We start from the raw sequence: 25,261 nt of genomic DNA on the forward strand, positions 1-25,261 counted from the left end.
GGGGTGTGTCGTACGAACCAAGGAGATAGGACGAGAGTGGCTTCTTCCCAGAAGGGCAGTGTCGTTGATGCGGTCGCGAACCTCGCCAAGCGGCGCGGTTTGGTCTACCCCTGCGGTGAGATCTACGGCGGCACGAAGTCGGCCTGGGATTACGGCCCGCTCGGAGTCGAGCTCAAGGAGAACATCAAACGCCAGTGGTGGCAGTCCGTCGTGACCGCGCGCGAGGACGTCGTCGGGCTCGACTCCTCGATCATCCTGCCCAGGCAGGTCTGGGTGGCCTCCGGGCACGTCGAGGTGTTCAACGACCCGCTGGTGGAGTCGCTGATCACCCACAAGCGCTACCGCGCCGACCATCTCATCGAGGCGTACGAGGCCAAGCACGGCCATCCGCCGCCGAACGGCCTCGCCGACATCCGCGATCCCGAGACCGGCCAGCCGGGGCAGTGGACCGAGCCCCGCGACTTCAACATGATGCTCAAGACCCATCTCGGGCCGATCGAGACCGAAGAGGGGATGCACTACCTGCGCCCTGAGACGGCGCAGGGCATCTTCGTGAACTTCGCGAACGTGGTCACCACCGCGCGGCGCAAGCCGCCGTTCGGCATCGCGCAGATCGGCAAGAGCTTCCGCAACGAGATCACCCCCGGCAACTTCATCTTCCGCACTCGCGAGTTCGAGCAGATGGAGATGGAGTTCTTCGTCGAGCCCGCCACCGCGGCCGAGTGGCACCAGCACTGGATCGACACCCGTCTGCAGTGGTACGTCGACCTCGGGATCGACCCGGAGAACCTGCGCCTGTACGAGCACCCGAAAGAGAAGCTCTCGCACTACTCGGACCGCACGGTGGACATCGAGTACCGGTTCCGGTTCCAGGGCTCGGAGTGGGGCGAGCTCGAAGGGGTCGCGAACCGCACGGACTTCGACCTCTCCACCCACGCGAAGCATTCCGGCGTGGACCTGTCCTACTACGACCAGGCCGAGGACCGGCGGTACACCCCCTACGTCATCGAGCCCGCGGCCGGGCTCACCCGTTCGCTCATGGCCTTCCTCGTGGACGCGTACGCGGAGGACGAGGCTCCGAACACGAAGGGCGGCGTGGACAAGCGGACGGTGCTGCGCCTCGACCCGCGCCTCGCCCCGGTGAAGGCCGCCGTGCTGCCGCTGCAGAAGGACGGCGAGCTCGTCGGGAAGGCGAAAGAGCTCGCGGCGCGGCTGCGCAAGCGGTGGAACATCGACTACGACGAGACCCAAGCCATCGGCCGGCGCTACCGCCGACAGGACGAGATCGGCACGCCGTTCTGCATCACCGTGGACTTCGAGAGCCTCGAAGACCAGGCCGTCACGATCCGCGAACGGGACACGATGTCGCAGGAGCGGGTGGCGCTGGACCAGGTGGGGCGCTACCTCCTCGAACGACTGGACCCGTCCGGGCTGTGACGGCGGCGGGCCGCTCGCGCTGGGCGGGGGCGAGCCGGGAAAGCGCTCGCGCGACCGGCGTGCGGCGGCGCGAAGCTCCGCTTAGAATCGGTGCTTGCGCCTCTTGACGGGGCGCGGTGAGAGGTTGGCGGTCCCGGGCTCGGGGCAGGAGAGCGGTGGTCATGATGTCCAGCGGGAAGTTGGTGCATTTCGACGCGGTGCGCGGATTCGGGTTCGTGGCGCCCGATGTGGGTGGCGAGGACGTGTTCATCCATGTCAACGATTTTGAGGAGGCCATCGTCGACGAACGCCTGTTGCGTCCGGGGGCGGTGCTGGAGTTCGAAGTGGAGCGCGGCGGCCGAGGCCTGAAGGCGGTCAATGTCCGTTTCGTGCGCGAGGCGGACGGAGAGCAGCCAATGGTGAAAACCGCGGCGACCCCGAAGAGGTCGCAGGCCGACGGCGAAACGGCGGACGACGAGACCGAGCCGCGCTCCGCCGAGCCGAAGGCGTTCGGGCCGGCGCGTCCGGCGACGGGCGTGACGACGCTCAGCTCGGAGGAGTTCGCCTTGGAGATCACCGAGATCCTGTTGGACGCCTCCAGCAGCCTCACCGCTCGCCAGGTGCTCACGATCCGTCGTCGGTTCGCGGAGTTCGCGCAGGCAAGGGGCTGGGTGCGCGATGCGTGAGACGCGATGGCTGTGCGCCAGGTGAAATCTCGTCGCAGTGTCGGCGCGGGCCCGTACGAGTACGACGAGTCCGCCTTCGACCGGATCGCGCCGGAGCCCGCCAAACAAGCCGACCAATGGCGCGGAGCCCACGACGCCCGCTCGGACTTCTCCCGCGACCGGGCCAGGGTGCTGCATTCCGCCGCGTTGCGCAGGCTCGCGGACAAAACCCAGGTGGTGGGCCCGAAAGAAGGCCACACGCCGAGGACGCGCCTCACGCACTCCTTGGAGGTCGGCCAGATCGGCAGGGCTATCGCGCTCGGCCTCGGGACAGACCCCGATTTGGTGGACCTCGCGGGTCTCGCCCACGACATCGGGCATCCGCCGTACGGGCACAACGGCGAGCAGGCGCTCGACGAGTTCGCCGTCCGGTGCGGCGGGTTCGAGGGGAACGCGCAGAGTTTCCGGGTGCTGACCTTGCTCGAGCCCAAGCGGCTCGACGGCGAAGGCCGCAGCGTCGGGCTCAACCTGACCCGCGCGGCCCTCGACGCGGTGCTGAAGTACCCTTGGCTGGCGGCGGGCGAGGGGGAGCAGAAGCTTCGGAAGTACGGCGCGTTCGGCGAGGACGCCGCGATGTTCCACTGGGTCCGCGACGGAGCCGCCTCGGCGGATCGCTGCGTGGAGGCGCAGATCATGGACTGGTCGGACGATGTGGCGTATTCGGTGCACGATATGGAGGATGCGGTGCTCGCCGGGCGCTTCGACCTGCGCGAGCTCGCCGACCCGGACCAATGGTCGCGGGACGACGCGTTCGCCCCCGGTTTCGACGAGGCGGAGCTCGCCGCCGCCGGCGCGCGGCTGTGGGGCCTGGAGGCGGTGCGGGCGTGCGTGGGGTACGACGGTTCGCTCGCGGCTTCGGTCGCGCTCAAACAGCTCACCACCGAGCTTGTGTCGCGGTTCGCGTCCGAGGCGGTCGCCGGGACGAAGGCCGCGTACGGGGACGGGCCTTTCGGAAGGTACGAGGGCGGCCTCGCCGTTGCGCGGGAGGTCCGCGCCGAGGTCGCGGTGCTGAAGGTGGCGGCGTTGCGGTTCGTCATGCAAGACGCGGACCGGCTCCGCGAGCGGGCGGGGCAGCGCGAACAAGTCCGGCGGGTGGCGGAGCTGGTCGCCGACCGGGCCCCGGACCTGCTGGACCCGATGTTCGCCAGCTTCTGGCGCGACGCGGCGGACGACGCGGCGAAGGAGCGGGTGATCGTGGACCAGATGGCGACGATGACCGAAACGCAGTTGGCGCGTTTGGACCCGGACAGAGGTACAATCCGCATGTGATCGCTCCTGCGGATATCGAGGCAATCCGGGAGCGCGCCCAGATCGCCGAGGTCGTCGGCGATTATGTCTCGTTGCGCGCAGCCGGTCATGACCGGCTCACCGGGCTGTGCCCGTTCCACGACGAGCGCACGCCCTCGTTCCAAGTGACCCCGAGCCGGGGGTTCTACCACTGCTTCGGCTGCGGGGAAAGCGGCGACATCTACCGTTTCATCCAAAATATGGAACACGTGGGTTTCGTGGAAGCGGTCGAGATGCTCGCCGACCGGATCAAATTCCAGCTGACTCGGGTCGACGACACCGAGGAGCGCAGCAGGGACCGGGGGACCAAGCGCAGGCTGCTCAGCGCGAACGAGGTGGCTGCGGAGTTCTACGCGGCCCGGCTGATGCTGGGCGAGGAGGCCGCGCCCGCCAGGGAGTTCCTCAAAGGCAGGGGCTTCGACCGGGAGCTCGCCGAGCGGTTCGGCTGCGGCTTCGCGCCGAGGGGGTGGGACCACCTGGTCCGGCATCTGCGGTCGAAAGGTTTCGCCGAGTCCGAGATGGAGGAAGCAGGGCTCGCGCGCAAAGGGCAGCGCGGCCTGGTGGACCGGTTCCGGGGCAGGCTCCTGTGGCCGATCCGCAATGCCTCACGGGAAGTCATCGGGTTCGGGGCCAGGCGCATCTTCGAGGACGACGACGGCCCGAAGTACCTCAACACCCCGGAGACCAAGCTGTACAAGAAGTCGCAGGTCCTCTTCGGCCTCGACCAGGCCAAGCGGGACATCGCGGCCAAGCACCAAGTCGTGGTGGTGGAGGGGTACACCGATGTGATGGCGATGCACGCCGCGGGCGTGCCGACCGCCGTGGCCTCTTGCGGCACGGCGTTCGGCTCGGAGCATATCGGGGTGATCCGCAGGTTGCTGCTCGACGACAACTCGCGCGGCGAGGTGATCTACACCTTCGACGGGGACGACGCGGGGAAGGCCGCCGCGCTGAAGGCGTGGGAGGGGGACCAGAGCCTGGTCGCGCAGACGTTCGTGGCGCTCATGCCGGAAAAGCTCGACCCATGCGACACCCGGTTGCAGCTCGGGGAGGAGGCGCTGCGCGAGCTGGTCGCCAAGCGGGTGCCGCTCTTGGAGTTCGCGACCCGCGCCGCGATCGCGGAGTTCGACCTCGCGACCGCGGAGGGCAGGGTCGGCGCGTTGCGCCGGACGGTGCCGATGGTCGCGAAGATCAAAGACGTGGCGCTGCGCGACGAGTACGCCCGCCAGCTCGCCGGTTGGGTGGGGTGGGAGGACACCGCCCAAGTGCTGCACCGAGTTCGGGAGGAGTCGGGCGAGAAATCCGCGCGCCGCCCCTCGTCGCAAGGGGGCGGGCCCGCGCCCCGAACGCAGCGCCGCCCCTCGTCGGCGCGGGACTGGTCGCAGCGGGAGTCGCTCAAAGCACTGCTCCAGCACCCGAAGCTCGCCGCGGAGCAGTTCGCGGGGGTGTCCCCGACCGTGTTCGCCCTGCCGGATTACCGCGCGATCCGCGACGGCGCGATGCGCGCGATCGACAGCGCGCCTGGGCTTGAGGGGCATAGCTGGGTGCAAGCGGTCCGGGAGCAGACCGACGACGAACGGCTGCGGACCCTGGTCGCCGAACTCGCCGTGGAGCCGATCGCCACCTCCCACGAGCAGATGCCGAGGTATGTGGGCGCGGTGCTGGCCCGGTTGGAGCTCTTCGACGTCGAGGACCAGATCGCCGAGCTGAAATCAGAGCTCAGCCGCAGCGAGGGCGCTGGGGGAGAGGGCCGCGTCGCGGAGGTGTTCGGCGAGCTTGTCGCGTTGGAGTCGTATCGGCGCGCCCTGCAGAAGCAGGTGAACGGGGAGGACGGCCTGCCGTTCGGCTAGCGGCCGGAGCCGCCGTCCGGGGAAGGCCGTCCGTTCGGGGCCGTGCCCCCGCCCAGCGCGTCGCTCGCCTGCTTGCGGGCGGCGGCGATGGCCTCGGCGACAAGCGGATTGGACTGGATGTTCTTGGTGAGAGCCAGCAGTTGCTCGTAGCGCTCCCGTCCGGCGCGGGCTCCGAAGACGTAGCCGACGCCAGCTGCGATCAAAAGGCGGATCATTGCACCGAGCCTACACGACGAGTGCCCGCGCCGTCGCCATCTGACCGGGTGGTTTTGGCTCGTCCGGTCTTCTCGTCGAGTTCGCGACGAGAGGGCCCGCTCAACGGAACGGCGCGGAGTCGGGCACACTCGGCGCTATGACATCGCATCAAATCCGAGGCAGCACGAGTTCTGAGGGCGACGTGGTCTTCACCGTGCGGAACGGGGCGATCGCCCAGCGTCAGGCGTTCGAGGAGTGGTCGCGGGCCTGGCCGAAAGCCGTGCCGCCGACACATCTCGGCAGGCTGTTCCCCGGTCTGGTCGACATCCACTGCCATGGCGGCGGCGGGCACACGTTCTGCACCACCGACCCGGACGAGGCCAGGAAAGCGGCGGAGTTCCACCACCGCAGCGGCTCCACCACGGTGGTCGCGAGCCTGGTGACCGCCAGCGAAGAGGTGTTGCAGGCGCAGATCCGCGCTTTGCGGCCGCTGGCCGACGAGGGGGTGATCGCCGGGATCCATCTCGAGGGCCCGTTCCTCGCCGCGAGCCGGTGCGGCGCGCAGGACCCGCGATACCTCGTGCCGCCCGATCCGTCGATGACCAGGCGGTTGCTCGAGACGGGGGAGGGGACGGTGGTCATGATGACGCTCGCCCCCGAACTGCTCGGCGCGGACGAGGTGGTCTCGGTTTTGGACGATGCGGGGGTGACGGTCGCCTTCGGGCACACCGCCGCCGACTACGCGACGTTCCGCCGCGCGCTCGACGCGCCGAAGCCAAGGGTCGTCACCCATCTCGGCAACGGGATGGCCCCCATGCACCATCGGGCTCCCGGCCCGGTCGGGGCGGTGCTGCATAAGATCGCGACCGATGGGACAAGCTCGACGCACATCGAGCTCATCGCGGACGGACAGCACGTCGCGGACCAGTTCGTGGCGATGCTGGCCGCAGTGGGAGGCGAGGTGGTCCTGGTGTCGGACGCGATGGCCGCCTCGGGCATGCCGGACGGGCCGTACCGGCTCGGCGAGCTGGACGTCGTCGTGCAAGACGGGGTGGCCCGGCTCGCCAATGGGTCGCTCGCCGGGAGCACGAGCGCGCTCGCCGACATCGCGCGCCGGTCGCCCATGAGCCTCGGCGCGCTCGCGAGATACGTCGGCTCCGGTCCCGCAGAGGCGTTGGGGCTGGCCGATATCGGCGAGCTGCTCCCCGGCAGTCACGCCGATTTTGTCGTGCTCGACGAAGACCGAGGAGTGCGCCAGGTGATGCGCAGAGGGGAGTGGCTCTCTTGATCTGAGGGGAGAGAGCACCCGAACGGCGCGGCGGGCGGAGCGCAGTCGAGCGCTTCTCGGTTCATGGGCCGGACCTCGGCGGCCGGAGCCGCCGTGCGCGCGACTCCTGTGCGAACGCAGTTCCTGCCCGCGCGTTTCGCCCGGTACAGGAGTTGGTCGGCCTGCTGCGCGAGCTGGGCCAACAGATCGGCGGACGCGTCTTTGTCGGTGGGAACGGCTATTCGCCGGCTCCGGATCGGGCAGTACAACGCGCCCGCGCTGATGGTCGAGGGGGTCTGAGACTCGATCATGCGGCGGATGCAGTCCGCTTGCCAGGCGAGTTCCAACTGGTCGGCGATGGGCCACAGCACGATGAATTCATCGCCGCCCACGCGGGCCACGAGCGCCTTCGGGCTCAAGGAGGCGCGGATCGCCTCGGCGCTTCTGGCGAGGATCGCGTCCCCTGCCGTGTGCCCGTATCTGTCGTTGATGCCCTTGAAATGGTCGAAGTCGAGGACGAGGAGGCCGAGGTCGCAGTTTTGGCGGACAGCCGTCGCGACGAGGTCGGCGGTGTGCGCGACGAGCCCTCTGCGGTTGAGCGCTTCGGTCAATGGATCGGTCTCGCTGACTCGCCTCAGCGCGGCGAGGGCGCGTTCGAGAGAACTCCGCACGACGAGCACCATCGCGGCGGGGGCAGCGACAATGAACAGCGTGGCGAGCACCCCCAGCCACTCGGGGGCCGACGGCCCGGCGCCGAACAGGCGTCGCGAGCCTGCGGACACGGCAGCGGCGAGAATCAGCACGGCGACGGCGCAGGGCCTGGCTTTCCTGGCGGCGAAGACAGGGACTCCGGCCAGAATCGTCGTCATGATCTGCTCGGAGCTGGTTTCAGGTTTGTGGTCGGCGATCTCGAACGAGGCCACGTTGATCGCCGCGATGGCGAGGCTCCCGGCGCAAACGTCCTGGTAACGGTTGAGCCTGCTCCTGCGAAGGATGATCGTCGCGGCTGCGGTTGTGCAAAGCCCCGTGACGGCGAGATCGAGAGCCTGGTCTGTTCGCAGCGCCGCCGAGAAGAAGGGCGCGATGGTCACCAGAGTCGAGACGACTGCGATCACGCTCCAGCGCTCGCGGCCGCCTTGGTGCGGGGGCGGCTCGGCCCGGCCAGATTCGGAATGCATGCGCTCGTTCCTATCCGCTGTCGCACGAGGTGTGCTCGGCTGAAACGCAGATCGTTCGGTGATGTGGAGTTTAATGGCTCGAACTGCGCCGCGCGACCGGAAGAACCACCTCGAAAGCGGATGCGCCCGGACCTTTCGCGCGTGGACGGGACGCTCCTTCCCGATGGCAGGCAAGCCATTCTGGAAGTGCGCGACGGGGCTTCAGCATCCGGTTTGCGTGATCGCGTTGAGCCACCCGCCGGTCTGGTAGATCCATCCGTAGACGGATTCCCAAGCTCCCCGTCGCTCCGGGTAGTCCGTCATCTGGATGTCTCCCGCGAAGCACCGGCGGACGATGTAGCGCGCCCGCTCGATATGCGCGGTCGTCGTCACGACAATAATGCTGCGCCAGTGCCGGGAAGCGGCGAGCCGTCGGATCTCCTGGGCCTCCCCGCGCGTGGACCACGGCACGGGGAGGAAGCAAGTCAGCCGCACATGCGTGGGGGCGGCGCAGATCTGCCGCATGACCGGGTCGTCCGGCCCGATCGAGTTCGAGATCACGACTTGCGGGGCGAGGCCGCGTTCGCCGAGCCCTATCCCGTAGCGGAACCGCTCGTACGGAGCGCCGCCCAGCACGACGACCGCGTCTGCGGGACGCAGCGGCGAGTCGATGGTGGGCGAGATGTAGAAATCACGGACGAACATGGCCGACACGAGTGTCAAAAGGGCGGTCAAGGCGAGGAGGGCTCTGCTCCGCCGAAGTCTCCAGCGGCTCACCTCGGCGGAGTGTGGCCCAACGAGCGGGTGGCGAGGTTCCCGCTCGAGTCGACCGTCAGCTGCCAATACCCCCCGCCGGGGTCGGTGAGCACCGGAGCCGCCGCCGGGGAGTCCGCGACCGTCGGAGCCATCATGGTGGTCGGCGTGAGGACCCTGCCTCCGAGGTTGCCGTGCCGAGTGATGGCGGTCCAGCCCTCGGGGAATGCCGAGAACGGAAGGTCGTCGCTTGTTCCGGAGATCAAACCGAGGGCGATGCCGTCCGGGCAGCCCTGCGGGTCGACGGCCAGCGCGCGGGGCCCGGTCGTCTGGCCGGTGTCGTCGTCGAACGAGACGTTCGCGAGATACGGCTGGCGGCAGTAGTTGAGCGCGATCCCCGTCTTCCGTGCGGCGACCTTGGCGTTCACCAGCCCGAACTGCGCCGGGCCGCCGCCGTTCGCCCCGATGTCGGCGGCGATGTCGCATCCCTCGAACCATATATTCGTCAAAAACCAGTCGTTCGCGGCCCCGTCGACCCATATGTGCGTCTTGGTGCTGCGCGGGTCCTCGTCGGAGACGAACTCGGTGTTCGTGATCGACAGACCGGCGGTGTGGTTGTTGCCGGAGCCGAGCACGCTGACGTGGTTTGTGGCGAACTTGCAGTTCGTGACGTAGTTCTGGATGCATTTGACGGTCAGGCCGACGCCGAAATTGTTGATGTCGCAGTTGATCAGGCTCGTGCCGCCGGTGTTCTCGTCGAGGATGAGGCCGCGCTGCTCCTGGTATTTCGGGAAGTTCTCGCCAATGTGGTTGCCCCGCAGCGTCACAGCGTCGAATGAGCATCGGAACGAGTTGCTGAGCAGCGCGGCTGCGCCCGCGCTCTTCGTGACGAAGACTCCGATCCTGGCGAACGAGACCCGTTGCTTGCCCCGGAGGACGAAGAGCGCGCCGTCCCCCTCGTGCATCAGGACGCTGAGGTCCGCGCCCGCCCCGGTCACCGTCGCGAAGTCGGGGAGCTCTGGGAACGAGGTCACGCGGTACACGCCCGGCGGGAAGAACAGCGACACGTGCTCGCCCCTTGACCGCACCGCGTTCGCGATGGCGGCCGTGTCGTCGGCTTTGCCGTCGCCCACTGCGCCGAAGGACATCACATTGGCCGGCTCGGGGGTCGTCGCCCTGCCGTGGTCGCCAGAGCAGGCGGCGGTGGCCGAGGCTCCGGCTCCTATCCAGGCGAGCAGCGCGCCCCGCCTGGTGATCGGGGGTCGGTCAGTCATTGGCAGCCTCCGTGCAGGGGGGAGGAGCATGGTCCGCGCAACGGGCCTCGTTTCTCGCGCACCACTCGAGTATCACAGCGCGGACGGCGTCCCGCACGGCGGGATGGTACGCGGCGTGGTCGCCGATTCCGGTCCGGAGGAGGCGCGGCGCGGCGCGCATCCGGCGCAGTCCTTCGGGGCCGCGCTGCGAGTCGAACCAGTCGGCGTCGTGCGGCGCGAGTATCGCTGTGATCTCGACGCCCGCGTCGGCCAAGGCGCGCAGCAGCACCTCTGGCACCTGGGTGACGCCGAGTTTCCCGAGGAGGAGCCAGCCGGGGTACGGAAGCCAGCGCCGCAGCGCTGCTTTCAGGCGGCCGCGCAATGATTTCTGGAAGGCCGGGTCGGAACGGAGGACTCCGGAAGAGTCGGCGTCGGCCTTGGCGAGGGCGCGCTTGTGCCGCCATGACCATTCGGTCACATTGACCAGGACCACAGCCTCGGCCAAGTCTGCTCTGCCCGCCGCCGCGCCGTGCCACGCGCCAGAGCAGACTCCGGCGGTGATGACGCCGTCCGGGCCGCCCGCGCCGCGCGCCGCCGCGAACGCGTCCTCGATGGAGCTCGGCCCGTACACCGCCGTCCGTTCGTGCGCCAGAGGCCGGGAGGTCTCGCCAGCGCCTCGGCGGTCAAAACGAAGCGCTTGCGCGCCCATCTCTGCGACCGCGCGGGACAACGAGACCCACGCGCGGTTTGGGCCGTGATGCGTGTCGTTCGCGGTGGCGAAGAACAAGGCGGTCCGGTCGACGCTGGGGGATCGCGCGAACGTGCGGATGGCGAAGAGCCCGTGCTCGCCCAGCCGCTCGATACGCTCGACGATCTGCTCGCCGCCGGGCCCTGCGAAGCTCGCCGAGTCGCGGATCGTCGGCGAGACCGGGACTGCCTTGTCGGGCAAGACGCGGTCGAGCCAGTTGCGGATGTCTGCTATAGCCGCTCCGGGGATCCGCACCAGGAGGCCGGGGGCTTGGACGAACTCCGGCATTCCCGTCGAGACCAGCTCGTCCGGACGGGCCGATCTCGCGAACGCGTCCAACGCGGAGCCAGTGGATTCCGGGCGGCGCGCTATGAGCCAGCGAGCCGCCGAGCCCGCGGCGGCAGGGTGGATGCGAAGGCCGGACAGCGCGGCCGCCCCTTCGGCGCTCAGCGTCATTCCGAGCAGCGGCACGGCTTCTGGCGGGGTCGCGCGCGAGTCGGCGGCCATGGCGAACAGGGCGCGTTGCTCCCGCAGATACGAACGTCCGGTCGCGACGGGGTCCCAGAGCACGACCGGGCCCACTTCCCCCGCGTCGCCGGAGGCGAGCGCGTTGGCGACGAGCAGCGCCCCGGCGCGCAGCGCGACTATGGCGGGCGGCAGCGGCAGGAGCGCGCGCAGGTGGGCGAGGCCAAGTCGCACGCTTGTGTCCCAGAGCGCGATGATGTCGTCGCGCTCTGCTTCGTGGGCAGAGTCGCCGGTGCCGTAGTAGTCGACTCGCAGCGCGACGATGCCGACCGAGGCCAGCTCGTCGGCGAGCAGCCGGAGCCCGCGCACCGTGTCGAAGTGCTCTTTGCCGAGGGGCGGACAGACCAGCGCGGTTCCCCTGGCCTCGCCCGACGCGGGCAGATGGATCGCCCCGAACAGCGGGGCTTCTTCAGGCCCGAGATAGGTGTGCAGCTCGCGCGTCGCCTCCTTGGTCATCTGCCGCTCCTTCCTCCGGCCAGCCCCATCAGCCAGCGCAGGACGATCGAGCGCCGCACGACAGCGAGGAGCCGAGGGGAATCCAGGGCGGATTCGGCCCCGGATTCGGATCGGTAGCCCGAGGCCGAAGCCTTGCCGGGCCTGACGACGAACAGCCGCAACGCCCCGGCGGCCGCCGGGCTCGTGGTGGGCGTCACTCCGTCGACGAGCACGTGGTCATAGGCGGAAGATAGCTGGTCGAGGGCGCGGCGGGCTTGCGAGGACGCGAGCAGGTCGGGCAAGTCCGCGCGCGCGATCCCTGAGGGGAGCACGGCGACCGATCCGGCTTCTGGCTGCCCGAGGCCGTGCGGCGGCTCGCCGAGCCGCAACGACTCGGCGAGCCCTTCTGCGTCCGCCATGCCGAACGCAGAGGTGGCCCCGCCGAGCACGGGCCGCGCGTCGACGACGAGCACGGACGCTCCGGCGGCGGCGAGCGAGTCGGCCAGCTGTCGTGTCGTCGGCCAGCTCTCTGCCCGGACCCCGGAGACCGCGACCAGCCGCCCGGCGTTCCCCTCTGCGAGGACACGCGCCCGGATCGCGCGAGGATCGTCCGAGGACAGCGGATCGGAGCCGAAAATCTCCGCGAGGCGTTTCTCGCTCCGCACCCTCGGGTCGAAGCGTGTCATGAGGAACGCGAGGCCCATGCCGAGCCCGAGCCCGCCGAGGCCGCCCGCGGCGGTGAGTTTCGTGGTGCCCGGTTTCGACGCAGTCGGAGGAGTGGACTCGGAGAGGGGGATCAGGCGGGTCCACGCGGGGACTCCGGGCGCCGGGGTTTCCAGGATCTCGACCTGGTTGACCAGCTGTCGGTTTGTCTCCGAGGCCAAATCGGAGGCCAGCCGCGCGGTCTCCCCGGTCGCGGTGATCTCGAGCAGCAGCGTGCCCGGCGCGAAGTCCACCGACAGATGCGCGGCGACCTCTTCGGGCTTCAGCGTGAGCTGGAGCGCGTCGATGACCTTCTGCGTGACGGGCCGGCTCTTCGCGAGGACGGTGTACGAGGCCATCTTGTTCTGCGCGGCCTGCCCGGCGTTGAAGGCGTCGCCGCCGGAGGTGCCGCTGTTGTTGACCACCACGTACGCTTGCGACGTTGAGGAGTACAAGACGGGCTTCTTCGCCGCGTACGAGTGCCCCTCGTACGCCCCGAGCAGGGCGAGCCCGAGCGCGACCCACCATCCTCGGCGTATCAATGAGAGCACTTCGTCCAGTTTCATCGTGTCTCCTTCCGTTGGCCTATGGCATTGGCTGTTCGCGCCCTTTCGCCAAGCTCGCGGCAGAGCCAGAGCGACAAGGCGATGATTCCGACGATCGCGCATTGCTGGACCGATTTCCCCAAGGTCTCGGTGATCCCCAGCACTCCTCGCTCGAACAAGGGCGGCAGCGAGACGAACAAGATCCCGAGCGTGAGGGCGACGGGATTGTCACGGGACCGAAGGCAGCGGGCGACGAGCGCGATCATGCCGAGCACGAACAGCGATTCCAAGACGACGCCGCTTGTTCCGGCCATGAGATAGCCCTCGTTCAGGTGCCCCTCCGCGAGAGAAACGGAGATCGTGCTCATATCCACCGACTTGCCGCGCACGTGCTGCGCCCAATCAGGTCCGGACTGGACCTTGACGGCTCCGAGCTGCTGGGGGACGAGGTTGACGACGGCGCTGCGAGCGATGTCGGCTGGACGCTTCCACGACTGCCCGTTCATGTAGTAGACGTCGGTCGCGGCTTCGAGCAGGTCGAACCGCCGGAAGATCGACAGATACGGACGTACTGGCTCCGGGTAGGACAGGTTGTAGGTCAAACCGGCGGAGTTGACCATGGTCGTCGCCCGCTCCGAGGACTTCATGGCCTGCATCCAGCCGAACAGGCTGACGACGGCGAACCCGCCCGCGCCGATGCCAGCGAGCTTCGCCCGGCTCATCCCTGTCGAAAGGTAGCGCACGGCGAGGGCGAGCACAGCCCCCATGAACGGGCTCTTTGACTCCTCGGCGATGCCCCAGATCAGCTGGCTCGCCGTGAAAAATCCAATGACGGCGAGCTCTGTCCACCACGATTCGCTGTGGAAATACAGAATGATCCCGAGCGCGCCGATGGAGCAGAGAGTGCTCAGGATGTCCAAGTACGGATTCGCGTTGTGGACCTCCCCGGCTTTGCTGATCGAGCCGGTGAGATACGCGCCAGCTCGGGCGAGCATGCCGAGGCCCCAGATCGTCGCGAGCGTCGCCATGGTGAGGGAAGACTGCCGGGGCAGCGGGTCGGGAGCCGGGCCCGCGAGCCGCTGCGCGACCACGAACGCCGCCACGAGCGCCACGTAGACCCACAGGCTGTGCTCGACAGTGCCGAGCACATGCGCGATCCCGTAGTCGTAGCCGATACTCTTGAGCCGAGGGTCGGCGATGTTGTCGCCGAAGCTCGGCTCCGGGGTCGTTTTGAGCAGCAGCACGGACCTCCCGACGAATGCCACTCCCCAATACACCACCTGGGTCAGGAGCAGGATACGGGCCACGCCTTTCGCGGCGACGGCCAGCAGCACGAGGACTATGAGCGCCGTCGAGACGCGGGCGACCGAGGCGTATCCGGGCGAGAGGTCAGCGAAGGCGGGCAACGATCGTCTCCGCTCGGTCTCGGTAGCTGTGCCGGCCCCTGACCACAGCGCGGTGTCCGCGCTCGGCCACCGCGCGGGCGTGGTCGGGATGGGCGGCGACCCGCTCGAGGATTTCCGCCAGCTCTCCTTCGCTCTCGAACAAGAACGCCTCGTCCCCGTCCGCGAACAGCGCGAGGTGCTCGTCGGTGCGCTGCCCCACGAAGAGCCCGCCCGCGGCTGGGACCTCGAAAGTGCGACAGGTGTGGGTGTCCCTGTTGGCCGAGTTCAAGAGCACGAGGTTGGCAAGGATCGAGCCGATTGCCGAGGACAGGCGCTCGCCGTATTGGGCTCCGTCGATCTGTGCCCCGCTCATCCGCGAGGCGAGGTCGCGCCGCCAGCCAGGACCTGCCAGATAGAAGCGCTCGCGGTAGCGTCCGGCGAGTCCGCGCAACAGGTCGGCCCGGTCGGGGCGCAAGGCTCCGACGAACCCGGCGATATAGGACCGGGCCCCGCGCCGGGCCATGGGGCGATGCCAGGCCGGGTCGTACGCGCTGAGCACGAAAATCACGTCGCGCGCCCCTCTGTCGCGCAGCTCCTCGACGTTATGGGCTTTGGTGGTCACGATCGCGTCCCAACGCGACTCGCTCGCGAGGTATTCGGGGGTCGTGTTGTCGGGGTTGGCGGTGTCGTCCGCGCTGTAGTGGGCTTTGAGCGGGACGGGGAGCGAGAGCAGCCGCTCCTGGTCGAGGTAGATCGACTTGTACGCCACGAACAGATCGGGCCGGAACGCCGAGGCCGCGGCGGCCAGCTGGTCGTGCGTCGCGTGGACCGTGCGAGGGTCGCGACGGCCGGTGGCCTTCGCATAGCACCAGGAAGGCGTTCCCCGGCGCGGAAGAGTCACGGCGGTGGTGTCCACGACGACCACGTCGTGGCCCGCCATGCGGAAGCCGTCGGCGAGCGAGCGGGCGTTGCTCCCGTACCAGTCGTCGCCGGCGAACAGAATCTTCATCGCGCTGTCTCCGTTTCTTGGGGGGTCGGGGGCGCGCTTCGGCCCAGGCGACGCGCACGGAGGAAATAGAACAAGGCGACGGTCGTCTCGGCTCCGACGATGCCGAGGGCCACGGTCATCGGCGAATGGTCGTGGAGCGAGACCACGAGCGCGACGAAGGCCACGCCCGCCCCAATCGTGGCCCCGTAGAGGACTCCGAGCGCGTCCCCGCGCGCCGGGAGCACAGCCGTCGAGAAGAACGAGGCAACGGCCATCCCCGGCAAACACCATGCTTCGACGCGCACCAGCGGGACCGAGCCCGTGAAGGCCGGGCCGAAGAGCAGCAGCACCCCCCAAGACGCGAATATGCCTGTGACGATTGCGGCGGCGGAACCGATCAGCGCCACCGCGCGGGCTCCGCGCATGGCGGCGGCCAGGAAGCTGTCTCCGGCCTTGTGCCGGGCCATTCTGGGAATCAGGCTCCACCCGATGGCGTCTAGAAGCGCTCCGACCGCTTGGACCAGGCGGTCGCTGCCGGAGAACAAGCCCATCGAATGCGTCGAGAGCGCCACGGCGAACACGGTGGCAGAGCCCTGCTCGTACGTGTTCTCGAGCAGTCGCGCGGCGAGCACCGTCCGGCCGGTGCGAACCAGCGGGGCAGGGCTCTTCGGGCGCGCGGGCGGCCCATAGTCGCGGACCGTGATCGCCCACGACCCGACCACGGGGACCAACGTCGAGAGAATGAGGCACAGCATGGCGGTCGTCGGTGTGGGGAAGCGCGGGAGGAAGACCAACAACGTCGCGAGGTAGAGGACGCGTCCGGTGGACTGGAGCAGCGCGATCGTCCCGAACCTGTTTTTGCCGAGCAGCACCCAGTCGTCCCCGGATGAGCTGATCGAGCCGCCGAAGAGGCCGAGCGCCATCATGCCCAGATCGGCGGGGGCTCCTAGCGCCAAGGCGGCGGCGCACCCGCACCCGAGGAGGAAGACGACCGTCGCCCGCAAACCCGCGTAGTCCCCTCGGAGCTGCGCCAGCCCGGGCCCGTCGACCCTGGCCGCGAGATACGGGGTGATCCCGAGGTCCGCGACGAGGGATCCGAGGAAATAGGTGGACATGGCGACCGCGAGCAGGCCCATCCCGCTCGGCCCCAGCACGCGCGCGGACACCGGCAGCGTCACGAGGGCGACGAGGTACTGCCCGTATTTGCCGAACGAGACGTAGCCGATGTCGCGGATCACCGCGAGCGCGGTCCGCGTGCCCCCGCTCATCGGGCTGTCCCGCGCGGGAAGGAGGGACGCGGCGGTGCAGCGGTGCGCGGAGCCACCTGCCGCAGCAGCTCGGCGGCGGCGACGGCCACGACGTCGAGGCTGAAATCACGGGCTCTGGCCGCGCCGGCGGCGGCGAGCGCGGTTCGCAGCGAGCTGTCCGCGACGAGACGGTCGATGGCTTCTGCCAAGGCTTCGGGGTCGCGCGGGGGGACCAGGACGCCGTCCACCCCGTCGGTGACGATCTCCGCCGGACCGCCCTCGGCGGCCGCGATGGTCGCGCATCCTGCTGCCATCGCCTCGACGACGACTTGGCCGAAGGGCTCGGTGAGCCTGGAGTAATGGATCGCCACGTCGGCCTGCGCGGCCTGGCGCAACGGGTCGTCCGTGTGCCCGACGAAAGCGACGCGGTCGGTGAGCCCAAGCTCGTCGACGAGGTCTCGGAGCGCGCGGGCGTAATCCTCCTCGCCGAAATGAGTTCCGCCGACGAAGACGAGGGGAACCGGGGCCGCAGTTCGGGCGAGCGCTCGAAGGACGAGGTCTTGCCCCTTCCATTCGGCGAGCCTGCCGACCATCACGAGCGCGGCCTCTGCGGCGGGGCGCTGCGGCCCGCGCTCGGGGACCTGGCCCAGATCGACGCCCGGATAGCTGACGACGGCGGGCCGCCGGCCCGTCCACAGGGTGGCGAGTGTGCTTTTGCTGTTGGCGACAAATCCGGCCGCCGCGAAGAAGCCGATGAGCCGGATGATCGGGGCGAGCCTGCCGAAGTATTCGCGAGTGATCCGGTCATGCACGTGCCATACGAGCGGAACTCGGGCGCGTCGGCTCGCCACTGCGCCCATGAGCAGCGCTTTCGTGGACTCGGCGACCACAACCGAGCCATGTGCTTCGCGGATCGCGGCCCCGGCGGCCCAGCCCGCCGCGAGCATTTGGAACCCGCCTCGGATAAGGCGCGCGAATGAGCCGCCGATCGTGACCTCGCGGCTTGCGAAGGAGGTTGCGACGAGAGTCGTCGGGATGCCTGCCGAGGCGAGCGCGCCGTCCAGCGGGCCGGACTCCGTGAGGACGGCGGCAGCGGGGTGTCCGAGGCGGCCGAGCGCGGTCGCGAGCCGGACGAAGGCGAGTTCCGCGCCGGACACGGCGGCGGTGTGCGAGAGGAACACGACGAGGCCGGGAGGCGGGCTCATGACAGCGCCTCCCGGTACAGGGCGAGATGGCGCTCGGCGGCGAGGCTCCAGGAGAAGGACTCCGCGTGGGCGCGGCACTGGTCGACGGATGGCCGGTCGCCTTGCAGCGCGCCGATGAGCCGTTCGGCGAGCGCGGCGGGATCCTCCTTGCGCACGATAAGGTCGGGCGCGAGTCCGCGCACCGAGTCGGGCAGGCCCCCGACATCGGTGACGATAGGCGCTCGTCCGCTCGCGAGCGATTCGAGGGCGATCAGCCCGAAGCCTTCGAGCGAGCGGGTGGGGACCACGGTGACCGTCGCGTCGCGGTAGGCGGCGGCGAGTTCGGTTTCCGATTTCGGTCCGAGGAGCGTCACGGAGCTTTCCACGCCCAATGCCGAGATCTGGTCGGCCAACTCGCCCGCGACCGAACCTGTGCCCGCGATGTCGAGACGGGCCTGGGGCACTGCGGCGCGGACGAGGGGCCATGCGTCGAGGAGGATGTCGATCCCCATGCGGCGCTCCAGGCGGCGCACACAGAGAACTCTCGGCGGGCCGTCGAGGATCGGGGTCGCGACGAACGCGCGTAGGTCGACTCCGGGAGGGATCACCGAGACACGGGCAGGGACCACGCCGTACCGGGCCGAGAGCAGGTCGCCGAAGCATTGCGACAGCACCACGAAACGCGTGCTGCGCCGGTAGCGCGCGATCTCGATCAACCGCTTGACCGCGACCGCTGCCGCCCCTTGCCCCGCCGCCGCGCTCTCCATAGCCCATGGGCCATGGAAATGCGTGATGAGCGCAGCGCCGCTCGGAGCTGGCGGGCCGTACAGGGCGAAGTGGCGGTCGAGGATGTCGATATGCCGAGGCAACCGGTCGCGCGAGGCTCTGACCCGCCTGGGCAGGCTCGCCCCGGCGCAGGCCCAGGCGGTGCCGCCGGGGTCCGGCTCCCCGAATGCCGACGCGCAGACCCGCGTGTCCGAATGTTCGCGCAATGCGGCGAAGAGGTTGGAGAAGTACCTGGACAGCCCGCTCGGCAGGGTCCGGAACCATTCGGAGCCGGTCATGTGGACGCTGAGCGCGGATGAGGACTGTCCGGTCATAGCCAGGCCTTTGCGGAGGCGGGCCACGCGGCTCGGTCGAAGCCGTGCGTTTTGAGCAAGCCAAGGGCGATCCGCTCCATGCCGAAGCCCACGCACGCGGAGTGCGCAGGCGTGCCGTCGGAGGCGCTGATCGAGAAATTCACCCCGAAATGGTCTGTGTGATTGTTGCACGAGGCGACGGCGGTCGGCGGTTGGTCGGCCCCGTACAAGTGCACGACCAACTCTGTTTTCTTGTTCTCCGCGAGTTGGTGCGCCGCGAGCATCCGGCCTGTTCTGCCGAAGAACGGATCGCTCGCTGGCGCGGTGGCCGCGTCGAGTCCAAGATCGGAAAGGACGCCCTGCGCTCGGGGAATCCAGGACGCTTGATGCGCCGCCGCCTGCTCGGCGCGGCCGACCGCGACGAACTCCCGCATACGGAAGGACTGCATGCGGGCGGGGTCTGCGGCAGGCTCGCGGCGGAAGCAAGAGCCATAAACGTCCAACAGGGCTCCTTGCTCGGGCAAGGCTCCGGCAAGGCCGGCGTAGCAGGGGTGACAAGCCGCGGAGACGAGGGCGATGCCCGAAGGGGCGAGGTGCGAGTCCCACGCGAGACCCGCCTCGCGGTCCAGGAGCAGCTCTCTGTGCTGTTCTTCGCCGCCGCCGAACGTGTTGACCAGCCCGCTGAGGTGGGGGAACGCGGCGATGTAGTCGGTGCGGTCGAAATCCTCGGCGGGGAACACGGGCGGAAAACGCAGGACCGCCGCCCGGTCCCCGTGCGCGCGGCGGCCTTCCTCCGTCACACGGACTCCGATCCCGGTCACGATGTCCTCGAAGGCCCCGGCAAGGGCGTACAGCCCGCCGGAGCCAAGAGGGACCAGGTATCGAGAGCGAATGAGCTCGTCGCGGAAAGCGGCGCGCCGCGCGCGGAGCGCCTGGGCGGGCATGGCGCTCGCATGGAGCGGAACTGTGACGGGGCGGTCAGAATGGTTTCCTAGGGAATGCTCTTCCTGGGTTTCGATCAGGAGATCGTCCTTTCTTTGAGCGCGCAAGGCACTAACGCGTCACCTATGGAATAGTGATACGAGCCGATGCCCCGTTGCATGGCCGCTCATGGTTTGAGAATAACAGAATTGCGCTGTATTGAGCGAGCGCTGATCCGATATCTTGCGTGATCCACATCATAGGCTCCGCAAGAGGGTCGGACTGAGCGGCGTCATCTGTTGGAAATCGAATTCCGACGACGAACGAAGGGTTGTTATGGAAGACAGAATACGTTCAATACTCAAGGCGCACGGCCGCCTGTCCGTCGATCCCGAAACGGTCCCCGCCGAAGCCGACTTGTATTCTCTCGGCCTGAGTTCTCACGGGAGCGTCAATGTCATGCTGGCCATCGAAGAGGAGTTCTCGATAGCGTTTCCGGACGAGTTCTTGAAGAAATCCACTTTCGCGTCGATCTCTGCGATGGCGCGGACGGTCAGAGCGCTTCAAGATATGCTCTGAGAGTTTCCAACGCTGTATTAATCGCGCAATATTCCGTCTCTTTTCCTCTGCCAGAGTTCAGCGATGACCAGATCGCGAATCGCTATAGTCCACGAGCGCTGGACCGAGATCGGCGGCTCTGAGAATGTGGTCGAGCAGCTGGCGCTCGAATGGCCGCGCGCGCGTGTCTTCGTGCCGTTCGCGGACCCGGCCTCTGTGCGGGGGCCGGTGGCCGGACGCATCGTCGTGAGCCCCGCCGACCGGCTGCACCGGGTTCTCGGCCGCAGGTCGCACGCTCCTGTGCTGCCGGTCGTGCCGTGGGCGATGCGGCGTTGGGACTTCGGCGACGCAGAGGCGGTCATCGTGAGCCACCACGCGCTGGCGGTGTCGTCTGTCGCTGCCTCGCAGGTCCCAACGGTGGCCTACGTCCACTCGCCCGCGCGTTGGGCTTGGGATCCGGCGATGCGCGAGCACGAGGCTTCTTCCCAGCTGGGGCGGTTCGCCCTCGCCGGACTCGCCAAGCAGGCTGTTCGGACCGAGCTGGAGGCGGCCAGTCGGATCACTCGGATCGTGGCGAACTCGGCCGAGGTGGCGAAACGGATCCGGCGGTGGTGGGGGCGCGAGTCCACAGTGGTGCATCCGCCCGTGGACGTCGACCGGTTCAGCCTGGGGGATCCGGGCTCGCGCGAGGATTTCTTCCTCGTCGCGGGCAGGCTTGTTCCGTACAAGCGGGCCGACATCGCGGTGCGGGCCGCGCGGGAGGCGGGAGTCCCCCTCGTGGTCGCGGGCGAGGGCAGGCTTGCCGGTCTGTGCCGTTCGTTCGCCGGGCCCGAGACCAGATTCCTCGGCAGAGTCGCCGACGGCGAGCTGCGCTCCTTGTTCCAACGCGCGCGGGCGTTGGTCATGCCGGGGCTCGAAGACTTCGGGATCGTGCCGGTGGAGGCGATGGCGTGCGGTACTCCCGTGATCGCGTTGGGAGCCGGAGGGGCGCTCGACACGGTTGTCCCCGGCCTCTCGGGCCAGCTGGTCGAGCCCGCTGGGGCAGGACGTGCTTCCTCGGAGGGGGAGACGGTGTCGCGGTTCGCCGAGGCGATGCGCGGCTTCCGCCCAGGGGACTTCGACCCGGCGGCGATACGGCGGCACGCGGAGGGTTTCTCAACGGCCCGGTTCCGGCTGCGCATGCGCGCGGTGGTGGACGCGTTGTGACAGGGGGCGGCGTGTGACCGTGTGGATGGGCGTGGACCTGGTCGCGGTCGAGGAGGTCGAAACCGCTGTGGCAGTCTTCGGGGCGCGGTATCTGAACAGGGTGTTCACCGAAGGAGAGCTTGAGCAGTGCGCGGGCGACGCTCGTCGGCTCGCCGCGCGGTTCGCCGCGAAGGAGGCTGTCGTCAAAGCGCTCAAGCTCCAAGGCGATCTTCCCGCCTCGCCGCGTGACGTCGAAGTCGTGTCGGCCCCGGACGGGCCGAAAGTGCGGCTTTCCGGGGCGGTGGCGGCTGCTGCGGAGGAGCGGGGCTGGGGGCAGAGGGTCGTCTCGTTCTCGCACACAGACTGCTGCGCGGCGGCCGTGTTCATCGCGACGGGCGCGGGCTAGCGGCCTGTGCCGAAAAGGACCGCGCCGAAGGTCAGCATGAGAATCTTCATATCGAGCCACAAGCTCCAGTTCTCGATGTAGAAATTGTCGTACATGGCTCGGTCCGCGATGCTCGTGTCGCCTCGGAGCCCGTGGATGGCCGCCCAGCCGGTGAGGCCGACGGGGACCCGGTGCCGGGCTTTGTACGAGGGGATCGATTCGCCGAACTGGCTCACGAAATGGGGGCGCTCCGGCCTCGGGCCGACCAGGGTCATCTCGCCCCGGACGACGTTCCACAGCTGGGGAAGCTCGTCGATCGAGAACTTCCGGATGAAGGATCCGAACCGGTTGACCCGTTGCGCGTGGTCGGGGGACCAGTCCGTGTTGCTCGCCTGTTCCGGCACGGGCCGCATCGACCGGAACTTGTAGAGCAGGAAAGGTTTCCCGTCGCGGCCGATGCGCTCCTGCTTGAAGAGCACCGGGTGACGAGGAGCTTGCAGCTTGATCGCGAGAGCGACGAAAATCAGCAGCGGCGAGAGGACGAGGATTCCGAGCAACGCCGAGACCAGGGAGAAGATCCGCTTTGTGCGCCAGTGGACGCTGCGGAAGGCAAGCCGGCGCACACGCACCAGCGGAATGGTGTGCAAGCGGTCCATATCCCGGTCGAGGTGGACGAACTCGTACAGCCGGGGGACGATGTAGATCTCGGCTTCCAGCTCGTCGCATTCGCGGAGCGGATCGACGAGCGCCCGGTCGTTCTGCTTGGAGAACGCCACCACGACGACTTGGATGCCAGCCCGCGCCACGACGCCGGGAAGGTCGTCGCTGTGCGCGATCACCGAGACGCCTTCGGGCCACGCCTTGTTCATCGGGTCGTCGTCCATGACGAGCACCGGCTCGAGCCCGTACTCGGGGTATTCGGCGGCGCTTTGGACCAAAACTTGCGCCACCTTGCCGCCGCCGACGACCAAGGTCCGCGCGCGGCTGCGGACATCTCGGCGCCGACGTGAGCGCAGCGCCGCGAAAACGACCACCCTGACGAGGAAGAACGCGACGTAGGTGAACAGCGCGGTGATGATCCACCACAGCACCGGGTGCGGGTCGTGCCACGCGAGGATGAGCATGAACGGCGTGACCATCCAGCCGCATGCGATCAGCTCGGGAATCGTGTCGAGCGCCGCGAGCGCCATGCGCCTGCGGTAGATGCCCAGCGCTTCGGCGACTGTCACCACGACCAGCGGCCCGGCGAAGACCGCGACCCACGCAGGGCCGGGGTGCCAGATGGACTTCCGGTCGAGGGTCCACGTGTGGGAGATGCTGGCGGCCACGACGAGGACGACGAAGTCGAGAAGGCCGATGGTGCTCACATACGGGCTGCTCTTCTGCCGCCGCGTGTTCGCCTTCGGGACGGCAAGGGGGCTTGCGATGGTAGAGGTCGACATGGGGTCCTCGGTTACTGCTTGATGATCGGATGTTCGTTCGACGGCAAGGGGTCGTTCGTCTGCACGCTCATGTGCGGCGAGCCCCCGTTCTCGGGGAAGATCTTGTTCGAGGGCCTGCCGAAGTCGTCCTGGTTGCGAAGGTCGGTGCGCCTGCCGATGGCCGGACTGCTGGGGTCGCCGGGCATCGGGATGATGGGCGGGTCCGCTTTGGCGGTTTCGGCGGCGCAACACAGCAGCGCGAACCAGAAGAGCGCGCCGGGGAGCGGACGGAGGGCGGTTCGAGGTCGGATCATCAGGTTCCTCCTGTTCAGAATGAAACTATCGGCCCGTAGACGGAAAAGGTGTCGTCGTTTTCCGGCGTCGAGAGCTGGACGACCGCGAACAGCCGGACATACGCGGCGCCTCCGCAGGCGTCCACGTTGAGATGTCCGTCGGTCACGCGCGTCCCGCCCTTCGGCCCGGTGAGTTGTTTGACCGACATCGGCACGGTGACGATCTGCCCGGGCCGCAGGTACAGGTCGAGGAAACCGTTCACGCCGACGCCGACGTTCCCGCTGTTGAGGTTGAGGCCGCCCGTCCCGACGCTGACGTTGGGGGAGGCCCAGTTCGCGTTGGCTCCGCCTTGGACTTCGAGCCCGTTCGAGAGATCCATCTGGCAAGAAGCCTGAAGGCCTATTTTCAAAAGTCCGGAGTCCACCGGAGCTCTCCCTTTCCCCTCTATGGACACCGCAGCTTTGCCGGATATGAATGCTTCCCTCGTAAACAGCGTCGAGCCCATATTCGCGACCGAGTTCACAGACATGTCTAAAAGATTCAGGGACACCGTGTAGCCGTCGTCCGTCACATGGTTTCCGATGGTGTCGTCCAAGCCCACTGGATCGGCATGCGCTGCGGCAGAATGCGAGAGCACGATATCCGGCGCGCAAAAAAGCATGAAAACCTGAGAGATAAAAGCAAAAGAAACGCTGAGCCATCGACGCGGCCGCAGCGCAAAAACAGGATAACGTAATGCCCACATGATTCTGGTCTGCTCCTCGATCGGATAATCCATCATCCATCCACGAAGTTACGTCTGAAACGGAAGAGGTCCGCGCAGTGAGACGTATCGAAATTCCGAGGCAAATTCTCGAAGGCCCGGAGGGTGTCGTTCTGGAGCGCTTCGGGCCGTCCGGCTTCAATGGCGGGCGATCGAGAGTGAGAAGCAACCTGGCTTCGATGCCATGTCGCTAGAAAGCATCGTAGCGCCGTTGTCTTGGGCGCGAATTACAATGGCACAACATCACTTTTCCATCGAAATGTGAGCCACGCCATTGCTTTATTATTCCTAAAAAGAATAATGCGCCCAAAGCATAACGCATTAAAGCGACGATAGCACAAATCAAGAAAAGCGCCGCACGAAGCCTTGTGTTCGCACTATAAGCAGGGAGTTGGCTTATAAGGCACAAGGAGCGCGGAGTTGGCGCGTACGGGCGCGCCGGGGCGCTCGTACGCGCGAAAACGCGCCCCAGGCGCGGCGGACGAGGAGCCCTTGATGGTCGACACACCTTCCGACCTGCGTATTTGCGGGGTCGCCGGTCGATGCGCTAAGGTATGTCCTCGCGCCACGAGCTCTCCGGCAGCGCCCGGAGGCCGAGTGGGTATGCGGATGTAGCGCAGCTGGTAGCGCATCACCTTGCCAAGGTGAGGGTCGCGAGTTCGAATCTCGTCATCCGCTCGGTCATCGGAGTGTTCTACTTTCCGTGTCTGACTGATCCTCTCAGCTTGATCCGAGATCGCGGTGGACATCTTGGCAGGTCACGGGTTTGCGAGCCGAGCGCGAGGCTGCGACTCGAGGTTTTCTTGGACTCTGGCGGGTAGGATCGAAAAGCGGCCACAGCATGTGGCGGCGACTTCGGTGGAGTGGCCGAGTGGTGAGGCAGCGGCCTGCAAAGCCGTCCACACGGGTTCGAATCCCGTCTCCACCTCGATATTTCGGTATCGAGCGCATCGTGCGGTACTATGCACGAGCACATTCGAGCGTCCGGCACTG

General features: G+C 68.0%; 23 protein-coding genes and 2 tRNA genes. 10 read left to right on the forward strand and 15 right to left on the reverse strand.

Going from position 1 to position 25,261, the window contains the following annotated elements; genetic code table 11:
- Positions 1-36: 36 nt before the first annotated feature.
- From HMPREF9336_RS15345 to dnaG, 4 genes are all read left to right on the forward strand, one after another.
- Complete coding sequence (locus HMPREF9336_RS15345) at positions 37-1,437, forward strand: glycine--tRNA ligase (protein WP_007468637.1); 1,401 nt, start codon at positions 37-39, stop codon at positions 1,435-1,437.
- Between the two features lie 164 nt (positions 1,438-1,601).
- The gene (locus HMPREF9336_RS15350) at positions 1,602-2,102 is read left to right on the forward strand and encodes a cold-shock protein (RefSeq protein WP_007468638.1); all 501 of its coding nucleotides are present in this window, start codon (positions 1,602-1,604) and stop codon (positions 2,100-2,102) included.
- Between the two features lie 6 nt (positions 2,103-2,108).
- Positions 2,109-3,410: a deoxyguanosinetriphosphate triphosphohydrolase gene (locus HMPREF9336_RS15355; RefSeq protein WP_007468639.1), complete on the forward strand. Its 1,302-nt coding sequence runs from the start codon at positions 2,109-2,111 to the stop codon at positions 3,408-3,410.
- Positions 3,407-5,278: a DNA primase gene (gene dnaG, locus HMPREF9336_RS15360; protein WP_007468640.1), complete on the forward strand. Its 1,872-nt coding sequence runs from the start codon at positions 3,407-3,409 to the stop codon at positions 5,276-5,278. Before HMPREF9336_RS15355 ends, dnaG begins: the two co-directional genes overlap by 4 nt.
- Here the strand turns inward: dnaG and HMPREF9336_RS15365 are convergent.
- Positions 5,275-5,493 carry a hypothetical protein gene (locus HMPREF9336_RS15365; protein ID WP_007468641.1) on the reverse strand — a complete coding sequence of 73 codons (219 nt, stop codon included), beginning with the start codon at positions 5,491-5,493 and terminating at the stop codon, positions 5,275-5,277. The two genes, dnaG and HMPREF9336_RS15365, sit on opposite strands and share 4 nt — an antisense overlap.
- A 137-nt stretch (positions 5,494-5,630) precedes the next feature.
- On the opposite strand from HMPREF9336_RS15365, the gene HMPREF9336_RS15370 reads away from it, so the two are divergent.
- Complete coding sequence (locus tag HMPREF9336_RS15370; protein ID WP_040585683.1) at positions 5,631-6,761, forward strand: N-acetylglucosamine-6-phosphate deacetylase; 1,131 nt, start codon at positions 5,631-5,633, stop codon at positions 6,759-6,761.
- Here the strand turns inward: HMPREF9336_RS15370 and HMPREF9336_RS17670 are convergent.
- The 11 genes from HMPREF9336_RS17670 to HMPREF9336_RS15425 form a co-directional block, all read right to left on the reverse strand.
- Positions 6,686-7,918: a GGDEF domain-containing protein gene (locus HMPREF9336_RS17670; protein ID WP_007468643.1), complete on the reverse strand. Its 1,233-nt coding sequence runs from the start codon at positions 7,916-7,918 to the stop codon at positions 6,686-6,688. The genes HMPREF9336_RS15370 and HMPREF9336_RS17670 overlap by 76 nt on opposite strands.
- 201 nt (positions 7,919-8,119) lie before the next feature.
- On the reverse strand, positions 8,120-8,602 hold the full coding sequence (locus tag HMPREF9336_RS15380) for a YdcF family protein (RefSeq protein ID WP_021030832.1): 483 nt from the start codon (positions 8,600-8,602) through the stop codon (positions 8,120-8,122).
- Positions 8,603-8,670: 68 nt separating this feature from the next.
- Complete coding sequence (locus HMPREF9336_RS15385) at positions 8,671-9,924, reverse strand: glycosyl hydrolase family 28-related protein (RefSeq protein WP_007468645.1); 1,254 nt, start codon at positions 9,922-9,924, stop codon at positions 8,671-8,673.
- Positions 9,917-11,632, reverse strand: a complete 1,716-nt coding sequence (locus HMPREF9336_RS15390) for an alpha/beta hydrolase family protein (RefSeq protein ID WP_007468646.1) — start codon at positions 11,630-11,632, stop codon at positions 9,917-9,919. The genes HMPREF9336_RS15385 and HMPREF9336_RS15390 overlap by 8 nt, the downstream gene beginning before the upstream one ends.
- Positions 11,629-12,879 carry a chain length determinant protein gene (locus tag HMPREF9336_RS15395; protein ID WP_007468647.1) on the reverse strand — a complete coding sequence of 417 codons (1,251 nt, stop codon included), beginning with the start codon at positions 12,877-12,879 and terminating at the stop codon, positions 11,629-11,631. Before HMPREF9336_RS15395 ends, HMPREF9336_RS15390 begins: the two co-directional genes overlap by 4 nt.
- A complete protein-coding gene (locus HMPREF9336_RS15400; protein ID WP_007468649.1) occupies positions 12,876-14,264 on the reverse strand; it encodes a hypothetical protein in 1,389 nt (462 codons plus the stop codon). The genes HMPREF9336_RS15395 and HMPREF9336_RS15400 overlap by 4 nt, the downstream gene beginning before the upstream one ends.
- Positions 14,248-15,252: a CgeB family protein gene (locus HMPREF9336_RS15405; protein WP_007468651.1), complete on the reverse strand. Its 1,005-nt coding sequence runs from the start codon at positions 15,250-15,252 to the stop codon at positions 14,248-14,250. The genes HMPREF9336_RS15400 and HMPREF9336_RS15405 overlap by 17 nt, the downstream gene beginning before the upstream one ends.
- Positions 15,249-16,499 (reverse strand): lipopolysaccharide biosynthesis protein, encoded by a 1,251-nt coding sequence (locus HMPREF9336_RS15410; protein WP_021030833.1) that lies wholly within the window; start codon positions 16,497-16,499, stop codon positions 15,249-15,251. The genes HMPREF9336_RS15405 and HMPREF9336_RS15410 overlap by 4 nt, the downstream gene beginning before the upstream one ends.
- Complete coding sequence (locus tag HMPREF9336_RS15415) at positions 16,496-17,683, reverse strand: glycosyltransferase family 4 protein (RefSeq protein ID WP_007468655.1); 1,188 nt, start codon at positions 17,681-17,683, stop codon at positions 16,496-16,498. The genes HMPREF9336_RS15410 and HMPREF9336_RS15415 overlap by 4 nt, the downstream gene beginning before the upstream one ends.
- Positions 17,680-18,726 (reverse strand): glycosyltransferase family 4 protein, encoded by a 1,047-nt coding sequence (locus HMPREF9336_RS15420; RefSeq protein ID WP_040586133.1) that lies wholly within the window; start codon positions 18,724-18,726, stop codon positions 17,680-17,682. The genes HMPREF9336_RS15415 and HMPREF9336_RS15420 overlap by 4 nt, the downstream gene beginning before the upstream one ends.
- 32 nt (positions 18,727-18,758) lie before the next feature.
- Positions 18,759-19,685, reverse strand: a complete 927-nt coding sequence (locus HMPREF9336_RS15425; protein ID WP_007468658.1) for an amino acid--[acyl-carrier-protein] ligase — start codon at positions 19,683-19,685, stop codon at positions 18,759-18,761.
- 313 nt (positions 19,686-19,998) lie between these two features.
- On the opposite strand from HMPREF9336_RS15425, the gene HMPREF9336_RS15430 reads away from it, so the two are divergent.
- The 3 genes from HMPREF9336_RS15430 (at position 19,999) to HMPREF9336_RS15440 (ending at position 21,811) form a co-directional block, all read left to right on the forward strand.
- Positions 19,999-20,241, forward strand: coding sequence for an acyl carrier protein (locus HMPREF9336_RS15430; protein ID WP_007468660.1), 243 nt, complete (start codon positions 19,999-20,001; stop codon positions 20,239-20,241).
- A gap of 63 nt (positions 20,242-20,304) precedes the next feature.
- Positions 20,305-21,426 (forward strand): glycosyltransferase, encoded by a 1,122-nt coding sequence (locus HMPREF9336_RS15435; RefSeq protein WP_007468662.1) that lies wholly within the window; start codon positions 20,305-20,307, stop codon positions 21,424-21,426.
- Between the two features lie 13 nt (positions 21,427-21,439).
- Positions 21,440-21,811 (forward strand): holo-ACP synthase, encoded by a 372-nt coding sequence (locus HMPREF9336_RS15440; protein ID WP_007468664.1) that lies wholly within the window; start codon positions 21,440-21,442, stop codon positions 21,809-21,811.
- On the opposite strand, the gene HMPREF9336_RS15445 is transcribed toward HMPREF9336_RS15440, so the two are convergent.
- The 3 genes from HMPREF9336_RS15445 to HMPREF9336_RS18110 are packed head-to-tail and all read right to left on the reverse strand — an operon-like array spanning position 21,808 to position 24,283.
- Positions 21,808-23,232, reverse strand: coding sequence for a sugar transferase (locus HMPREF9336_RS15445; protein ID WP_007468666.1), 1,425 nt, complete (start codon positions 23,230-23,232; stop codon positions 21,808-21,810). The two genes, HMPREF9336_RS15440 and HMPREF9336_RS15445, sit on opposite strands and share 4 nt — an antisense overlap.
- 11 nt (positions 23,233-23,243) lie before the next feature.
- Positions 23,244-23,525: a hypothetical protein gene (locus HMPREF9336_RS15450; protein ID WP_007468668.1), complete on the reverse strand. Its 282-nt coding sequence runs from the start codon at positions 23,523-23,525 to the stop codon at positions 23,244-23,246.
- Between the two features lie 14 nt (positions 23,526-23,539).
- On the reverse strand, positions 23,540-24,283 hold the full coding sequence (locus HMPREF9336_RS18110) for an MspA family porin (RefSeq protein WP_169727326.1): 744 nt from the start codon (positions 24,281-24,283) through the stop codon (positions 23,540-23,542).
- 590 nt (positions 24,284-24,873) lie between these two features.
- Here HMPREF9336_RS18110 and HMPREF9336_RS15460 point away from each other — a divergent pair.
- Together HMPREF9336_RS15460 and HMPREF9336_RS15465 are read left to right on the forward strand one after the other, a co-directional pair.
- Positions 24,874-24,946: transfer RNA gene (locus tag HMPREF9336_RS15460), tRNA-Gly, on the forward strand.
- A 179-nt stretch (positions 24,947-25,125) separates the two neighbouring features.
- Positions 25,126-25,196, forward strand: a tRNA-Cys gene (locus HMPREF9336_RS15465).
- The last annotated feature ends 65 nt before the right edge of the window (positions 25,197-25,261 follow it).

Source organism: Segniliparus rugosus ATCC BAA-974, from assembly GCF_000185725.2.
Taxonomy (GTDB): domain Bacteria; phylum Actinomycetota; class Actinomycetes; order Mycobacteriales; family Mycobacteriaceae; genus Segniliparus; species Segniliparus rugosus.

Bases quoted from the DNA above. Each gene is read 5' to 3' on its own strand.
- HMPREF9336_RS15395 (WP_007468647.1), bottom strand. From the start codon at position 12,879: ATGAAACTGGACGAAGTGCTCTCATTGATACGCCGAGGATGGTGGGTC.
- HMPREF9336_RS15410 (WP_021030833.1), bottom strand. From the start codon at position 16,499: ATGAGCGGGGGCACGCGGACCGCGCTCGCGGTGATCCGCGACATCGGC.
- HMPREF9336_RS15445 (WP_007468666.1), bottom strand. From the start codon at position 23,232: ATGTCGACCTCTACCATCGCAAGCCCCCTTGCCGTCCCGAAGGCGAAC.
- HMPREF9336_RS15365 (WP_007468641.1), bottom strand. From the start codon at position 5,493: ATGATCCGCCTTTTGATCGCAGCTGGCGTCGGCTACGTCTTCGGAGCC.
- HMPREF9336_RS15370 (WP_040585683.1), top strand. From the start codon at position 5,631: ATGACATCGCATCAAATCCGAGGCAGCACGAGTTCTGAGGGCGACGTG.
- HMPREF9336_RS15390 (WP_007468646.1), bottom strand. From the start codon at position 11,632: ATGACCAAGGAGGCGACGCGCGAGCTGCACACCTATCTCGGGCCTGAA.
- HMPREF9336_RS15350 (WP_007468638.1), top strand. From the start codon at position 1,602: ATGTCCAGCGGGAAGTTGGTGCATTTCGACGCGGTGCGCGGATTCGGG.
- HMPREF9336_RS15355 (WP_007468639.1), top strand. From the start codon at position 2,109: ATGGCTGTGCGCCAGGTGAAATCTCGTCGCAGTGTCGGCGCGGGCCCG.
- HMPREF9336_RS15435 (WP_007468662.1), top strand. From the start codon at position 20,305: ATGACCAGATCGCGAATCGCTATAGTCCACGAGCGCTGGACCGAGATC.
- HMPREF9336_RS15380 (WP_021030832.1), bottom strand. From the start codon at position 8,602: ATGTTCGTCCGTGATTTCTACATCTCGCCCACCATCGACTCGCCGCTG.
- HMPREF9336_RS15420 (WP_040586133.1), bottom strand. From the start codon at position 18,726: ATGACCGGCTCCGAATGGTTCCGGACCCTGCCGAGCGGGCTGTCCAGG.
- HMPREF9336_RS18110 (WP_169727326.1), bottom strand. From the start codon at position 24,283: ATGGATTATCCGATCGAGGAGCAGACCAGAATCATGTGGGCATTACGT.
- HMPREF9336_RS15450 (WP_007468668.1), bottom strand. From the start codon at position 23,525: ATGATCCGACCTCGAACCGCCCTCCGTCCGCTCCCCGGCGCGCTCTTC.
- HMPREF9336_RS15415 (WP_007468655.1), bottom strand. From the start codon at position 17,683: ATGAGCCCGCCTCCCGGCCTCGTCGTGTTCCTCTCGCACACCGCCGCC.
- HMPREF9336_RS17670 (WP_007468643.1), bottom strand. From the start codon at position 7,918: ATGCATTCCGAATCTGGCCGGGCCGAGCCGCCCCCGCACCAAGGCGGC.
- HMPREF9336_RS15425 (WP_007468658.1), bottom strand. From the start codon at position 19,685: ATGCCCGCCCAGGCGCTCCGCGCGCGGCGCGCCGCTTTCCGCGACGAG.
- HMPREF9336_RS15405 (WP_007468651.1), bottom strand. From the start codon at position 15,252: ATGAAGATTCTGTTCGCCGGCGACGACTGGTACGGGAGCAACGCCCGC.
- HMPREF9336_RS15385 (WP_007468645.1), bottom strand. From the start codon at position 9,924: ATGACTGACCGACCCCCGATCACCAGGCGGGGCGCGCTGCTCGCCTGG.
- HMPREF9336_RS15430 (WP_007468660.1), top strand. From the start codon at position 19,999: ATGGAAGACAGAATACGTTCAATACTCAAGGCGCACGGCCGCCTGTCC.